This window comes from Catenuloplanes indicus, assembly GCF_030813715.1.
Classification (GTDB): domain Bacteria; phylum Actinomycetota; class Actinomycetes; order Mycobacteriales; family Micromonosporaceae; genus Catenuloplanes; species Catenuloplanes indicus.
The window spans coordinates 8,193,457-8,208,145 of sequence record NZ_JAUSUZ010000001.1; the positions used below are offsets into that span (position 1 = coordinate 8,193,457).

Here is a 14,689-nt window from a genome sequence, read left to right on the forward strand (position 1 = left end):
TGTGATCAGGCCTGCTCGGCCGGGGCGGCCTCGACGGCCGGGGCCGTGGGGGTGGCCGTGACCGCGCCGGCCGTCGCGCCCGCCGTGACCGGGATGCGCCGCGCCTCGCGGCCCGCGTAGGCGCCGGTCACCCGGACGCTGAGCACGCCCGCGTCGTAGGTGGCGGAGATTGCCTCGGAGGTGACGTGCTGCGGGAGGCCGAAGCTGCGGCGGAACGCGCCGTAGCGGACCTCGCGGAGGCCGTTGCGCTGCTCGGCGCGCTCGTCGCGGCGCTCGCCGCGGACCGTCAGGCGGCCGCCGTCGACCTCGACCGTCACGTCGTTGTCGACGTCCACGCCGGGCAGTTCCAGCCGGACCACCGCGTCGTCGCCGTCGCGGAGCACCTCCGCGGCCGGGGTGAAACCGGCCGGGCGGGTCGTGGCGACCGGGCCGAAAGCGTTGCGCACCAGCGCGTCGAAGTCCGCGAACGGGTCGCGCCGGGTCCAGATCGTGTTGCTCATGTCCATCTCCCCATGTTGTCGCTTCCGATGGAGATAACTTGAGTCGTTGACGCTCAATTCCGGGGCGGCGTGTGCGCCGGGACACAGGCCTGTCAGGATCTCCGCATGAGACGGCTGACCTACTACATCGCCACCAGCATCGACGGCTTCATCGCCGGGCCGGGCGGGGAGTTCGGCTTCTTCCCGATGGCGGAGGACGTGCTGGTGGCGATCAACGCGGAGTGGCCGGAGACCGTGCCGAGCCACCTGCGCGGGCCGGCCGGCCTGGCGGACGTGCCGAACCGGCACTTCGACACCGTGCTGATGGGCCGCGGTACCTACGAGCCCGGTCTGGCCGTCGGCGTGACCAGCCCGTACGCGCACCTGCGCCAGATCGTCTTCTCGCGCACGCTGACCGTGGCGGACCCGAACGTCGAGATCGTCTGCGGCGAGGACCCGGTCGAGGTGGTGCGGCGGCTGAAGCGGGAGGACGGGCTGGGCATCTGGCTGTGCGGCGGCGCGGACCTGGCCGGGCAGTTGCTGCCGGAGATCGACGAGCTGATCGTGAAGCGGTACCCGGTGGTCGCGGGCGCGGGCAGGCCGATGTTCCGCGCCGGGTTCGGCCCGGTGCCGTTCACGCTGACCGAGAGCCGGACGTTCGAGTCGGGTGCGGTGATCGGCTTCTATCAGCGGTAGGCCGCGTGCCCGGTCAGCGCCTCGCCGATGACCAGCGTGTGGATCTCCGAGGTGCCCTCGTAGGTGAGCACCGACTCCAGGTTGTTGGCGTGCCGCAGCGGCGAGTACGCCAGTGTGATGCCGCTGCCGCCGAGGATGGTCCGGCACTCCCGGGCGATCGCCAGCGCCTCCCGTACGTTGTTCAGCTTCCCGGCGCTGACCTGGTGCGGCTGCAGCCGGCCGCCGTCCTTGAGCCGGCCCAGGTGGATCGCGAGCAGCGCGGCCGTGCCGAGCGTGACGCCCATGTCCGCGAGCTTCTGCTGGGTGAGCTGGAACGCCGCGATCGGCTTGCCGAACTGCACCCGCTGGCGCGCGTAGTCCAGCGCCACGGTCAGGCAGTCCCGGGCCGCGCCGACCGCGCCGAAGCAGATGCCGAACCGGGCCTCGTTCAGACAGCTCAGCGGCGCGCGCAGGCCCCGCGCCTCGGGCAGCCGCGCGGAGTCCGGCAGCCGCACGTCCGCCAACGACAGCTCCGCGGTGATCGACGCGCGCAGCGACAGCTTGTTCTTGATCGTGCGGGCGGTGAAGCCGGGCGTGCCGGCCGGGACCAGGAAGCCGCGGATGCCGTCCTCGGTCGCGGCCCAGACCGTGGCCACGTCCGCGATGCTGCCGTTCGTGATCCACATCTTGGCGCCGTTGATGATCCAGTCGTCGCCGTCGCGGACCGCGCGGGTCCGCATGTTCGCCGGGTCGCTGCCGAAGTCCGGTTCGGTGAGCCCGAAGCAGCCGATCGCCTCACCCGCGGCCATCCGGGGAAGCCAGGCCTGTTTCTGCTCCTCCGACCCGTACCGGTGGATCGAGTACATGGCCAGCGAGCCCTGCACGGAGACGAAGCTGCGCAGGCCGGAGTCGGCCGCCTCCAGTTCCAGGCAGGCCAGGCCGTACGCGGTGGCGGACGTGCCGGCGCAGCCGTACCCGTCCAGGTGCATGCCGAGCAGGCCGAGGCGGCCCAGCTCCGGCGCGAGCTCGCGCGGGAACGTGCCGGCCTCGAACCACTCGGCCAGATGCGGGCGGACCCGGTCCGCGACGAACCGGGCCACGGTCGACTGGATCTGCCGCTCCTCGCCGGTCAGCAGGCCGGCGACGTCCAGCAGATCCAGCGGATCCCGCATGTGCTCAGCCCTCTTCGATCGCGACGATCTCGACCTTGTCCGGGTAGAACGCGATGTGGCCCGCGATCGAGGCGACCGCGTCGTACGGCTCCGGGTAGTGCCAGACCGCGTCCGTCAGCTCGCCGGCCTCGGTGCGGATCGTGTAGTAGGACGCCTGCCCCTTGTACGGGCAGGTGGTGTGCGTGTCCGTCGGGACCAGCACGGACTCGTCCGCGTCGGCCAGCGGCACGTAGTAGACGACCGGGTAGGACGCCTCCTTCAGCGCCAGCGCCGCGTGCGTGTCCGCGATGATCTTCTCGCCCGCGCGCACCACGACGCGCGCCTTCGCCGGTTCCACCGTGATCGGGTGGTCCGGCCCGGGAATCTTCATCTCGGGGCCTCCCTCTTCGTGTGTCACCCGCCAGCCTATCGGTCACGCCAGAGGTCGCGGAGCAACGCGATCTCCGCGCCGTGGTGGATCACCTCACGGTGGATGTGCAGTACCAGCGCGGCCATCGGCGCCTCCGGGAAGGCCTCCGGTGCCCCGCACGGCCGGGCCAGCGCCGCCTCGTCCAGCCCGCGCACCCCTGCCATCCAGGCCGCGTAACCCGCGTCCAGCTGCGCCAGCGCCCGGTCCGCCGTGCCCGCGTAGTCGTGCGAGTCGTAGTCGACCGCCGGTCCTCCGAAGTGGTGCGCCACCCGCAGTCCGAACACGCCGACGATCAGGTGCCCGAGCCGCCACCCGATCGTGGTCACCGGCGGCGGTTCCGGCTGCGGGAACGCGAAGTCGACGGTGAACTCCCCGCTGCCGGCCGCGATCGGCGCCGCACCGGTCCCGCGCCGCCGCACGTTCCAGCAGCCGTCCACCGGCTCCCAGAAGAACTCCTCATCGGTGAGCCCGGCGAGCCGCGGCCGCAGCTGTTCCGCCCAGTGCCACGACAGCTGCTCCGCCAGCTCATGACTCCACCGCACGGTCGTCATGACCCCGAACCTCCCACACGGGTACGGGTGCGCGCCTCCCGACGCGCGAGCGGTGCCTCGCCGGACCACCGCGGAACGTGCAGGGAGGAGCGCCAGCGACGACCGGTGCCCGCGGGAGCACCGGTGGGTGCCCACGCCGGAAGCGGGAAAACGGGTCATGGTTCTTGATCGTGGGGGTTTGCGGCGAAAGCGCTGGCCAGACCGGCGACGCGGGGACCGGCGGTGGTGACGATGTTGTGGGCGGCGGTGGGGAGCGTGATCGTGCGGCAGCCGGCCAGGGCGGCGAGGTGGGCCGTCCAGGCGGCCGGGGCGATCGGGTCGCGCCGGCCGCGCAGCAGCAGGACCGGCGCGGTGACCAGCGGCAGGCGGTTCTCCATCCGGTGCCGGACCGCGGTGCGCAGCGTGCCGACGACTCGGCGTGGGCCGGCCGCGAGCGCGCCCGCGGTCACCACCGGGAACTGGCGAGGGTCCTCGATCGGCAGGTCGCGCAGCAGGCGCAGCGCGTGCCGCACCGAGCCGGCGGCCGGGTCCGCGGTCGGGCCGGCCAGGACCAGCAGCGACACCAGGTCCGGGCGGGCGATCGCCAGCTCGACCGCGACCTGGCAGCCGTAGGAGCCGCCGAGCAGGCGGGCGCCGCGCAGGCCGTCGGCGTCCATCCAGGTCGCGAGCACGGCCGCGTGTTCGCGAGGCGTGAGCACCCGGCGCGGGCCGGCGGACCGGCCGAAACCGGGCAGGTCGGGGGCGTGGACCGGGCCGGGGAGCGCGCGGGCGGTCGGCATCAGGTAGCGGTGCGAGACCGCGAGGCCGTGCAGCAGCACCCACGGTGTGCCGGAGGCCGCGCGCGATCGCACGTGCAGACGCCGGCCGGCCACCGTTACGTACCGGCTGATGAAGGGCATGATCGATGATGCCCCGCCGGGGCAAGCATCAACCGCGCCCGCGATGATCGGATGCGAGGATGGCACCATGACGACGCGCCTGGCGAAGGTGGACATGTCGGCCCGGCTGTCGAAGCGGGAGGGGCTGGAACGGCTGCAGGCCGCGCAGCAGCGCCTGCTGCGGCTGCGCCTGATGCTCGGCGGGCAGCTCGGCGACCAGAAGATCGGGCCGCCGCTGTGCGTGGTGTTCGAGGGGTGGGACGCGTCCGGCAAGGGCGGGGCGATCAAGCGCCTGGTCGCGCCGCTCGACCCGCGGCACGTGCGGGTGTCCCAGTTCGCCGCGCCGACCTACGACGAGAAGCGGCACCACTTCCTGCAGCGTTTCTGGAAGGTACTGCCCGGCTGGGGCGGCATGGCCGTGCTGGACCGGTCCTGGTACGGCCGGGTGCTGGTCGAGCGGGTCGAGGGGTTCGCGACCGAGGAGCAGTGGCGCCGCGCCTACCAGGAGATCGTCGAGTTCGAGCGGACGCTCACCGCCGAAGGCATGATTTTGATCAAGTTCTGGATGCACGTCTCGCCGGAGGAGCAGCTGCGCCGCTTCCACGACCGCGCGAACGACCCGCTGCGCACGTGGAAACTCACCGACGAGGACTGGCGCAACCGCGACCACCGCGACCACTACGAGACCGCGATCGAGGACATGCTGCAGCGCACCGACAAGAAGCGCGCCCGCTGGCACGTGGTCGCGGGCGACGACAAGCCGTGGGCGCGGGTCGCGGTGGTCGAGGAGGTCTGCCGCACCGTCGAGAAGCAACTCACCGCCCGCGGCTACGACCTGCGCGACGCGGACTGACCGAGGATGATCGGCCGCGGAGCCCGCGGGCCCGCGGCCGACCGGAGGTGAGCGGCGGTCAGGGTGAGGCGGAGACCGCCGGGGCGACGCGGCCGAAGGTACCGGCCAGGTTGCTGCCGACCAGGGTGACCGCGCCGATGATCACGACGGCGATCAGTGCGGCCAGCAGGCCGTACTCGACGGCGCTGGCCCCTCGGTCGGACTTCACGCGTTCGCGGATCACGGTCCGCACGTATGGGATCATGGGCCCTGCTTCCGGATCGGGGTGGCGCGTCCGTGCGCCGTCCTCCCCATCGGGCCGTCCGCGGCCGTCCTGCACCGCCGGACGGTTGCGGATCGGTTGATCCGCGGAGCGCAGCATCGCCCGGATGCCGGCGAACAGGCCGATCGCGGCGGTCGCGCCCGCGGCGACGACGCCCCACAGCGTGTCCGTGCTCGCGATCCGGCCGGCGAACAGCGCGCGTTCCGCGTCGACCAGGTAGGCCAGCGGGTTCGCCGCGGCCGCGGCGCGCATCCGGGCCGGGCCGGTCTCCAGCGGCAGCAACATGCCGGAGAGGACCATCAACGGGAACAGCAGCGTCTGCTGGACCAGCCAGAACATCCATTCGCTGGTACGGACCGCGATGGCCAGCGCGTAGCTGAGCGGGCCGAGGCCGACGCCGAACACGGCCAGCAGCATGCCGAGCGGCCCGCCGGCCGGGTGCGGCGGGACCATCACGGCCACGATCAGCACGGCCTGGCCGGCCAGCGGCATCATCTCCTTCAGGGACTGGCCGATGAGCAGCGACGACCGGGACAGCGGGGGTCCCGTGGCATCGGTTTCAGCTCGCGGACGAGGACGATCCTGGTGTCGCGTACCAGCGCGGACCGCACGCACCGGTCCGAGTTCTCCTCGTCAGGTCGCGTGTCCTGATCATGAGAGCTGTCCTCCTCTCGTCGTGAACAGCCTGGCAGCAGTAGCGGACAGAACCTGTCCTATGTCCGTGCAATCGTGGGTGCATGCTGGAGACCTCGGGACGCCTGCTGAAACTGCTGTCGCTGCTGCAGGCCCGCCGTGACTGGCCGGGTGGCACGCTCGCCGACCGGCTCGGCGTGAGCCCGCGCACGGTCCGCCGGGACGTGGACCGGCTGCGCGAGCTGGGCTATCCGGTGCAGGCGACGAAGGGGCCGGACGGCGGCTACCGGCTCGGCGCCGGTGCGGACCTGCCGCCGCTGCTGTTCGACGCGGACCAGGCCGTGGCCGTCGCGGTCGCGCTGCAGACCGCCACCACCAGCGTCGACGGCATCGAGGAGGCGGCGCTGCGCGCGCTCGGCACGGTCCGCCAGGTGATGCCGGCCCGGCTCCGGCACCGGGTGGACGCGCTGCAGGTCACGTCCGTGCGCCGGACCGAGGACCGGCCGCGGGTGGACGCGGAGGTGCTGCTGACCGTGGGCGCCGCAGTCCGCGCACGGGAGGTGCTGCGCTTCGGCTACAAGGACGTGGTGCGCCGCTGCGAGCCGCACCACGTCGTCATGTGGGGCGGCCGGTGGTACCTGGTCGGCTGGGACACCGATCGGGACGACTGGCGCACGTTCCGGGTCGACCGGATGACGCCGCGCACGCCGAACGGGTCCCGGTTCACGCCGCGCGAGCTGCCCGCGCCGGACGTCGCCACGTACATCGCGGAGCGGTTCGCAGCGCCGGAGATGCCGTGCACCGGCACCGTGGTCCTGGCCGCGCCCGCGGCGCAGATCATGCCGTGGGTACGGCCCACCGACCTGGTCGAGCCGCTCGGCGACGACCGCTGCCGGCTCACGCTCAGCTCCTGGTCCTGGGTCGGGCTCGCCGCCACCATGGGCATGTTCGACGTCGAGCTGGAGATCGAGGGCCCGGCCGAGCTGCGCGAGGCGGCCATTCGCCTCGCGCGGCGCTACACCGCTCACCTGGACAGATGACGGCGGAGAAAGTCGCCGGTGACCGAGCGGGGCTCGTTCATCAGCTCGGCGGGCGGGCCGGCGAAGACCAGCTCGCCGCCCTCGTGACCGGCGCCCGGGCCGAGGTCGACGATCCAGTCCGCGCGGGCGATCACGTCCAGATGGTGCTCGATCACGACGACCGTGTTACCGGCGTCGGCCAGCCGGTCGAGCAGGGCGTTGAGCTGGGCCACGTCCCGTAGGTGCAGGCCGGTGGTCGGCTCGTCCAGCACGTACAGCTGCGTGGTCCCGCTCCCTGAGGCCAGCTTGATCGCGAGCCGGAGACGCTGTCGTTCGCCGCCGGAGAGCGTGTCCAGCGACTGGCCGAGCGTCAGGTAGCCGAGGCCGGTGTCCAGCATCGCGGCCAGTACCGGTGCCGCGGCCTTCTCGGTCACGAACGCCGCCGCCTCCGCGATCGGCATCGCGAGCACCTCGGCGATGTTCTTCCCGCGCAGCCGGTATTCGAGCACCGACGGGATGAAGCGCTTGCCGTCGCACTCCTCGCAGACCGTGGCGACCTGGTCCATGAACGCGAGATCCGTGTAGATCAGGCCGACGCCGCCGCAGCGCGGGCAGGCGCCGGCCGAGTTCGCGCTGAACAGCGCCGCGTTCACGCCGTTCGCCTTCGCGAACGCCTTGCGCAGCGGGTCGAGCACGCCGGTGTACGTGGCCGGTGTGGACCGCCGCGACCCCTTGATCGCGCTCTGGTCCAGCAGGACCGCGTCCGGGTACAGCCGGGGGAGTGAGCCGTGGATCAGCGAGCTCTTGCCGGACCCGGCCACGCCGGTGACCACGGTCAGCGCGCCGGTGGGCAGCTCCACCGTGACGCCCTTCAGGTTGTGCGTGCGGGCGTTCTCGATGCGCAGCCGGCCGGTCCCCGTGCGGGGTGCGGCCCGTAACGTCGCCTTCTGCGACAGCGCGCGGCCGGTGAGCGTGCCGGACGCGCGCAGGCCGGCCAGGGAGCCCTGGTAGACGACGGTGCCGCCGCCGCTGCCCGCGTCCGGTCCCATGTCGATCACGTGGTCGGCGATCTCGATGACCGCGGCCTTGTGCTCCACGACCAGCACCGTGTTGCCCTTGTCGCGCAGCCGGGCCAGCAGCTCGTTGAGCCGGTGGATGTCGTGCGGGTGCAGGCCCACGGACGGCTCGTCGAACACGTACGTGATGTCGGTCAGGCTCGACCCGAGGTGCCGGACCATCTTGACGCGCTGCGACTCGCCGCCGGAGAGCGTGGCCGAGCGCCGGTCCAGGCTGAGGTAGCCGAGCCCGATGTGCGCCAGGTTGCCGAGCCGGTCGGCGAGCGCGGTCACCAGCGGCGTGACCGTGCCGTCGTCCGCCTTCCGCACGAACTCGGCCAGGTCGGTGACCTCCATCGCGGCGCACTCCGCGATGTTCCGCCCGTTGATCCGGCACGCGCGGGCCGCCTCGTTGAGCCGGGTGCCGCCGCAGTCCGGGCAGGCGCTCCTCGTCGCGACCCGCTCCACGATCGCGCGCGCGGCCGGCTGCATCGAGTCCAGGTCCTTGCTGAGGAACAGCCGGCGGAACTTCGGCAGCAGCCCCTCGTAGGTCGCGTTCATCGTGCCGCCGCCCGGCATCTGCTGCTTGATCTTCGCCTCCGGCAGGTGCAGCAGCTTCTCCCACTCCTCCTCGGTGTAGTCGCGGAGCGGCTTGTCCGGGTCGAAGAAGCCGGACTGCGCGAAGATGCTCCAGAACCACTGCCCGACCGCGAACTGCGGCAGCAGCAGCGCACCCTCGTTGAGTGATCGATCGCGGTCGACCAGCTGGTCCACGTCCAGCGTGGAGATGTCGCCCAGCCCTTCGCAGGCCGGGCACATGCCGGCCGGGTCGTTGAACGACAGCGCGATCGGGTGCGGCACCGGCGGCGTGCCGAGACGCGCGAAGAGCAGGCGCAACATGGTGTACGCATCGGTGGCCGTGCCGACGGTGGAGCGCGAGTTGCCGCCCATCCGCTTCTGGTCGACCACGATCGCGGCGGACAGATTGTCCAGCGAGTCCGCGTCCGGCTGGCCGTAACCGGTCATCAGGCTCTGCACGAACGCCGGGTACGTCTCGTTGATCAGCCGCTGCGACTCGGCCGCGATCGTGTCGAAGACCAGCGACGACTTGCCGGAGCCGGAGACGCCGGTGAAGACCGTGATCATGCGCTTGGGGATGTCCACGTCGACGCCCCGCAGATTGTTCTCCCGGGCGCCACGCACCTCGATGTTCCCGTAGTCAGTCACGGCAATACCGTAGCATGTACCGTACATAGTACGTTTTGCTCCACGACCGCGATCTTGGAGAATGTGTGCCGTGACCCGCCGCGCTCCCGATCCCGCCCGTACGCTCGCGCTGCTCTGGGGCGCACAGCGCCACGAGGGCCGCAGCGGTCTCAGCGTGCGCACGATCGTGTCCGCTGCCATCGACATCGCGGACGCGGAGGGCCTGGAGGCGGCCGTCATGCGCCGCGTCGCCGAACACCTCGGCGTCGGCACCATGTCGCTCTACACCCACGTGCCCGGCAAGGCCGAGCTGACCGCGCTGATGGCCGACACCGCGCTCGGCACGCTGTACCCGACCGCCACGCCGTCCAGCGCCGGCGACTGGCGGGCCGGCCTCCGGATGATCGCGCGGGAGAACTGGGCGCTCTACGACCGGCACCCGTGGCTGCTCGCCGCGATGGACGGCCGCGGCGAACTCGGGCCGAACGTGATGCGCAAGTACGAACTCGAACTGGCCCCGCTCGACGGCATCGGGCTCACCGACGTGGAGATGGACTCGACGCTGACCATGGTCCTGGTCTATGTCGAGGGCGTCTGGCGCACCCGCCACTCACTGCGCCGCGCCCAGGAGTACACCGGCCGGACCGACGCCGAGTGGTGGCAGACCACCGGCCCGATCCTGGAGCGCGTGATGAGCGGCGGCGCCGATCAGTTCCCGCTGGGCGGCCGGGTCGGCACCGCGGCCGGCCAGCAGCACAACGCGATGATCGACCCGGTGCACGCGCTCGAGTTCGGCCTGGACCGGATCATCGACGGGATCTCCGCGCTCATCGCCCGTTGATCGACTCGTCCAGGATCTCCACGGTGTGCGCGAGCCGCGGTGTGCGTGCGGCGTGCCGGGTGAACGCGTCCGCGATCTGCAGCAGGCAGCCCGGGTTCGCGGTGACCAGCACGTCCGCGCCGGTCCGCGCGATCGCGTCGGCCTTGCGGTCGCCCAGCTCGGTCGCCGGCTCCGGATGGAGGATGTTGTAGATGCCCGCGCTTCCGCAGCACATCCCGCCGTCCGCGATCTCACGCAGCGTCAGACCGGGGATCTGACGCAGCAGCTGCCGCGGCGCCGTCCGGATGCCCTGTGCGTTCGCCAGGTGGCAGGCATCGTGATAGGCGACCGTGATCGGCAGCGGACGCCGTTCCGCCACCGGTCCGAGCTCGTGCAGCAGCTCCGCCACGTCCATCACCCGGAACGGCGGCTCCTCGCCGAGGATCTCCCGGTACTCCTTCAACGCCGAGCCGCACCCGGCCGCGTTCGCCACCACGACGTCGACGCTCTCGAACGCCCGCACCGTCCGCCGGGCGAGGTCGCGGGCCTCCCGGTCCCGGCCGGTGTGCAGCGACAGCGCACCACAGCAGCCCTGCCGCGCCGGCGTGATCACCTCGACACCCTCGGCGGCCAGCACGCGGGCGGTCGCGGCGTTCACGCCGGGGAAGAACTCGCGCTGCACGCAGCCGGTCAGCATGCCGACCCGCGCGCGGGCCGGGCCCTTCGCGGGCGTGCGCGCCGGGATTCGCTCGCGGGGGCGCCGCTTCGGTGCCCGGCCGGCGGTATGCGGCTCCGGCGTCAGCGGGGCGCCGCGCCGGTCCGGCGCCAGCCGGGCCAGCATCGCGAGTCGCGGCATCAGCCGCCCCAGCCGCGCGTCCGGCGCCACCAGCCTTTCCAGACCCATCGCACGGTACGCGGTGAGCGGCCCCCGCAGCAGCCGCAGCCGTGCGGGGTGCGGGAAAAGCGCGAAGATCAGGCCACGCAGCAGCCGGTCCGGCAACGGGCGCCGATGCTCGTCCTCGACCTGCGCCCGGGCCGCACCGATCAGCAGGTCGTAACGCACGCCCGAGGGACAGGCCGGCACACACGCCAGGCACCCCAGGCAGGCATCCAGGTGTCCGGTCAGGACGTCGTCGGCCGGCGCCCCTTCGATCATCTGGCCGATCAGGTGGATCCGCCCGCGCGGCGAGTCCATCTCCTCGCCCCACAGCTCATAGGTCGGGCACGCCGGCAGACAGAACCCGCAGTGCACGCAGTCCCCGGCCAACCCCGGATCCGGCCGCCGCACCTCATCCATCAGCACCTCCCAGCTTCCCGGCAACCCCGCTCACCCGCACCGCCCGGGACCACGTCGTTCCCGGCGACCGCCCGTGCCGGCCTGCCGCCGCCGGCGGCGTGTGCGCTGGTCCGGCTGCCCGCGGCGGTCGCCGGGTATTCGGCGGGCGCGTTGCGCCCGGCATCTCGGTCCATCGAGTGACGGAGCCGCATGTCACAGACCGCCGACGAAGCGGCCGGGTGAGAGGCGGTGGTGCGGATCGAACTGGGCCTTCACCCGGCGCATCAGGCCGAGCGCCGGGACCGGCCCCCATACGTCCACCGTGTCGCGGATCGCGGCGGGGGCGTCCAGCACGATCGCGGTGCCGCCGTGCCGTGCGCATGCCGCGCGCAGCTTCACCAGCGCGGCCGCCACGCGCTCGGCGGCCGCGGTGTGGCCGGTGCGGCCGGGCGGAGCGGTGGGCGGGAGTGCGGCGGTGAGGACGCCGCCGGCGGCGGATCCGGAGACGGCGGCGCCGGTGTCGCGGGCGGCGGAGAGGACGTCGGGCAGGCCGGAGCGGACGAACGTCAGGCGCAGCAGCGGGCCGCCGGGAACTGCCGGGGGCGTGCCCCAGTGGGGTGGGGGTTCCGCGCGCACGTGGACCTCTTCCGCGCCGGTCCTCTGCAGCAGGGCGCGGACGGCCGCGGCGCGTGCGGCCACGCCGGCGGGGGCGCCCTCGACGAGGACCACGACCGCGCCGGTGGCCGCGCCGGTGGTGTCGTCGTGGGGTGGGGCGGGCAGGTCGAGCTCGATCGCGGACGGGGTGAGCTGTGCGGTGGCGATCGCCTCGACCAGCGGGGGGACCAGGGACGGGCCGAGGACCGGGGCGGTGATGAACGCGCGGGCGGCGGGGAGCGGGCGGAGGCGGAAGATCAGGCGGGTGAGGACCGCGAGCGTGCCGTAGGAGCCGCACATCAGGCGGCCCAGGTCGTACCCGGCGACGTTCTTCACGACCCGGCCGCCGGCGGAGGCGGGCGTGCCGTCGGGGCGGACCACGGAGATGCCGATGAGCTGGTCCTTGACCGGGCCGGCCAGCAGGCGGGACGGGCCGGAGTGGCCGAGCGCGACCGTGCCGCCGAGCGTGGCGCCCGGCGGCTGGCCGTCGACGGCCAGCCGCTGGCCGGCGCTGGCGAGGTGGCGTTGCACGTCGGCCAGCCGCGCGCCGGCCTCCGCGACGAGCACCAGGTCACCGGCGGCGTGGTCGACGATCCGGTTCATCGCGGACAGGTCGAGGATCAGGTCGGCGCGCGACGGTGGGAGACCCCAGTGCAGCCGGGTCCCGCCGCCCCGGGCGACCACGGCGAGATCGTGCGCGGCCGCGGCCCGCAGCACGTTCGCGACCTGCGCGGTGTCGCCGGGCCGAGCGACGTAGGCGGCCCGGACCCCGGCCACCCGGTCGGCCGGGCCGGCGCGCTCACACACGTCGCCGAGCGCGGACAGCACATCCCGCGTCATCGCCCGCTCCGCGATGCGGCAGGGCGGCGCGACGCGGCACGGCGGCGCGATCCGGAGAGGCGACACGGCGTGGCCGGACGACACGGCGCGGCAGGGCGACGGGAGGGCACCGGGGGCCGCCGCGCGTCCGCGCCGACTGGCGGGGGCGGACCGGAGGGGACGTCAGGACGTGCCCGCCGGACGTCGCGCGTCCCCGGCGTACCGATGAAGGGTGGTGAGAGCCGCATCAGAAGATCTCCGCGGCCGCGGGCGGCTCGGTGGCGGCGTGGTGTTTGCGGGGGACCTCGCCGCACAGGCGCGGCGTCGGGAAGATCTTGCCCGGGTTGGCTATGCCGGCCGGGTCGAAGGCGCAGCGGAGCAGCTGCATCGTGTCGAGATCCGCGTCGGTGAACATGCGCGGCAGGTACTTCGCCTTGTCGACGCCGACCCCGTGCTCGCCGGTGATCGAGCCGCCGTGGGTGACGCACAGGTCCAGGATCGCGCCGCTGACGTCCTCCGCGCGGTCCTCCTGGCCGGGGACGGCCGCGTCGAAGAGCACGAGCGGGTGCAGGTTGCCGTCGCCGGCATGGAACACGTTCGCCACCCGCACGCCGGTGTCGGCGGAGAGTGACGCGATCGCGCGCAGCACCTCGGGCAGCGCGGTCCGCGGGATCACGCCGTCCTGCACGATGTAGTCCGGGCTGATCCGGCCGACCGCGGCGAACGCGGACCGGCGGCCCTTCCAGATCAGCTCGCGTTCGGCCGGGTCCGCCGCGATCCGCAGCTCGGTCGCGTCCGCGCAGAGGCGGGTGACCGTGGCCAGTTCCGCGTGCACGTCCGCGGCCGGCCCGTCCAGTTCGATGATCAGGACGGCGCCGGCACCGGGCGGGTAACCGCAGGCCACGGCGGCCTCGGCGGCCTCGATCGCGAGCGCGTCCATCATCTCGATCGCGGCCGGCACGATCCCGGCCGCGATGATCGCCGAGGTGGCCGCGCCTGCGGCGTCGGTGCCCGGGAACGCGGCCAGCAGCGTGGTCACCGCCTCCGGGTCGCGGGTCAGCCGCACGGTCACGGACGTGACCACGCCGAGCGTGCCCTCCGCGCCGATCACGGTGCCGAGCAGGTCGTAGCCGGGTGCGTCCGGCGCCTCGCCGCCCAGTGTGACCAGCGTGCCGTCCGGCGTGACCAGGTCGGCCGCGACCACATGGCCGGCCGTGAAACCGTACTTCAGGCAGTGTGCGCCGCCGGAGTTCTCCGCCACGTTGCCGCCGACCGAGCAGATCTGCCGGCTCGACGGGTCCGGCGCGTAGTGGTAGCCGTACGGCGCGGCGGCGCGCGTCACGTCCAGGTTGATCACGCCGGGCTCGACCACCGCGCGCTCGTCCGCCGGCCGCACCGCGAGGATCCGCCGCAGCCGGGACGTGACGATCAGGACGCCGTCGGCGTGCGGCAGCGCGCCGCCGGACAGGCCGGTGCCGGACCCGCGGGCGACGAACGGCACCCGGTGCCGGGCGCACGCGGCGACGATCGCGGCCACCTGCTTTGCGGTCTCCGGAAGCACCACCAGGCCGGGTACGACCCGGTGGTGGGCCAGGCCGTCGCACTCGTAGGTCCGCAGCCGCGCCCGGTCCGTGATCACCGCGTGGTCCGGCAGCAGCGCGCGGGCGTGCCCGGTGACGGCCGCGAGCGCATCCATGGCCGTCACGTTACCCGCTCGTTGCGATCAAGGTCGTTAATCGAGCAAAGTGGATACCCTTCGGCTTCCGGAGGCCCCGATGAGCGACTGTTCGCTCGGTGTCAGCCGTCCACCGCTCGGCATCCGCGACCTGCCCGAACCGGAACAGGTGTTCGGCGTGCCCCGGCTCGGCCCCTGGCAGGTGGTCAAGTTCGCGGTCGGCCCGAGCATGATCGCGCTCGGCATCTCGATC

At 73.1% G+C, this 14,689-nt stretch carries 14 protein-coding genes; 4 read left to right on the forward strand and 10 right to left on the reverse strand.

What is annotated here, in order from left to right; genetic code table 11:
• Positions 1-5: 5 nt before the first annotated feature.
• Positions 6-500 carry an Hsp20/alpha crystallin family protein gene (locus tag J2S42_RS36760; RefSeq protein WP_307246845.1) on the reverse strand — a complete coding sequence of 165 codons (495 nt, stop codon included), beginning with the start codon at positions 498-500 and terminating at the stop codon, positions 6-8.
• A gap of 105 nt (positions 501-605) precedes the next feature.
• On the opposite strand from J2S42_RS36760, the gene J2S42_RS36765 reads away from it, so the two are divergent.
• Entirely contained in the window at positions 606-1,175 is a 570-nt protein-coding gene (locus J2S42_RS36765; RefSeq protein WP_307246847.1) for a dihydrofolate reductase family protein, read from the forward strand.
• On the opposite strand, the gene J2S42_RS36770 is transcribed toward J2S42_RS36765, so the two are convergent.
• The 4 genes from J2S42_RS36770 to J2S42_RS36785 form a co-directional block, all read right to left on the reverse strand.
• Entirely contained in the window at positions 1,166-2,326 is a 1,161-nt protein-coding gene (locus J2S42_RS36770; RefSeq protein WP_307246849.1) for an acyl-CoA dehydrogenase family protein, read from the reverse strand. The two genes, J2S42_RS36765 and J2S42_RS36770, sit on opposite strands and share 10 nt — an antisense overlap.
• Positions 2,327-2,330: 4 nt before the next feature.
• Entirely contained in the window at positions 2,331-2,696 is a 366-nt protein-coding gene (locus J2S42_RS36775; protein ID WP_307246851.1) for a DUF427 domain-containing protein, read from the reverse strand.
• A gap of 35 nt (positions 2,697-2,731) precedes the next feature.
• Complete coding sequence (locus J2S42_RS36780; RefSeq protein ID WP_370879465.1) at positions 2,732-3,277, reverse strand: DinB family protein; 546 nt, start codon at positions 3,275-3,277, stop codon at positions 2,732-2,734.
• Between the two features lie 164 nt (positions 3,278-3,441).
• Entirely contained in the window at positions 3,442-4,185 is a 744-nt protein-coding gene (locus tag J2S42_RS36785; RefSeq protein WP_307246855.1) for an alpha/beta fold hydrolase, read from the reverse strand.
• A gap of 67 nt (positions 4,186-4,252) precedes the next feature.
• On the opposite strand from J2S42_RS36785, the gene J2S42_RS36790 reads away from it, so the two are divergent.
• A complete protein-coding gene (locus J2S42_RS36790) occupies positions 4,253-5,017 on the forward strand; it encodes a polyphosphate kinase 2 family protein (RefSeq protein WP_307246857.1) in 765 nt (254 codons plus the stop codon).
• Between the two features lie 58 nt (positions 5,018-5,075).
• On the opposite strand, the gene J2S42_RS36795 is transcribed toward J2S42_RS36790, so the two are convergent.
• The gene (locus J2S42_RS36795; protein ID WP_307246859.1) at positions 5,076-5,894 is read right to left on the reverse strand and encodes a Flp family type IVb pilin; all 819 of its coding nucleotides are present in this window, start codon (positions 5,892-5,894) and stop codon (positions 5,076-5,078) included.
• 122 nt (positions 5,895-6,016) lie between these two features.
• Between J2S42_RS36795 and J2S42_RS36800 the strand changes: the two genes are divergently transcribed.
• Positions 6,017-6,952, forward strand: coding sequence for a helix-turn-helix transcriptional regulator (locus J2S42_RS36800; RefSeq protein ID WP_307246861.1), 936 nt, complete (start codon positions 6,017-6,019; stop codon positions 6,950-6,952).
• On the opposite strand, the gene J2S42_RS36805 is transcribed toward J2S42_RS36800, so the two are convergent.
• Complete coding sequence (locus J2S42_RS36805) at positions 6,937-9,240, reverse strand: ATP-binding cassette domain-containing protein (protein WP_370879333.1); 2,304 nt, start codon at positions 9,238-9,240, stop codon at positions 6,937-6,939. The two genes, J2S42_RS36800 and J2S42_RS36805, sit on opposite strands and share 16 nt — an antisense overlap.
• 34 nt (positions 9,241-9,274) lie before the next feature.
• Between J2S42_RS36805 and J2S42_RS36810 the strand changes: the two genes are divergently transcribed.
• A complete protein-coding gene (locus J2S42_RS36810) occupies positions 9,275-10,033 on the forward strand; it encodes a TetR/AcrR family transcriptional regulator (RefSeq protein WP_307246865.1) in 759 nt (252 codons plus the stop codon).
• Here the strand turns inward: J2S42_RS36810 and J2S42_RS36815 are convergent.
• The 3 genes from J2S42_RS36815 to J2S42_RS36825 form a co-directional block, all read right to left on the reverse strand.
• A complete protein-coding gene (locus tag J2S42_RS36815) occupies positions 10,020-11,309 on the reverse strand; it encodes a (Fe-S)-binding protein (RefSeq protein WP_307246867.1) in 1,290 nt (429 codons plus the stop codon). The genes J2S42_RS36810 and J2S42_RS36815 overlap by 14 nt on opposite strands.
• A gap of 192 nt (positions 11,310-11,501) precedes the next feature.
• Positions 11,502-12,782 (reverse strand): FAD-binding oxidoreductase, encoded by a 1,281-nt coding sequence (locus J2S42_RS36820; RefSeq protein WP_307246869.1) that lies wholly within the window; start codon positions 12,780-12,782, stop codon positions 11,502-11,504.
• Between the two features lie 226 nt (positions 12,783-13,008).
• Complete coding sequence (locus tag J2S42_RS36825) at positions 13,009-14,457, reverse strand: FAD-linked oxidase C-terminal domain-containing protein (RefSeq protein ID WP_307246871.1); 1,449 nt, start codon at positions 14,455-14,457, stop codon at positions 13,009-13,011.
• Positions 14,458-14,689: the final 232 nt, after the last annotated feature.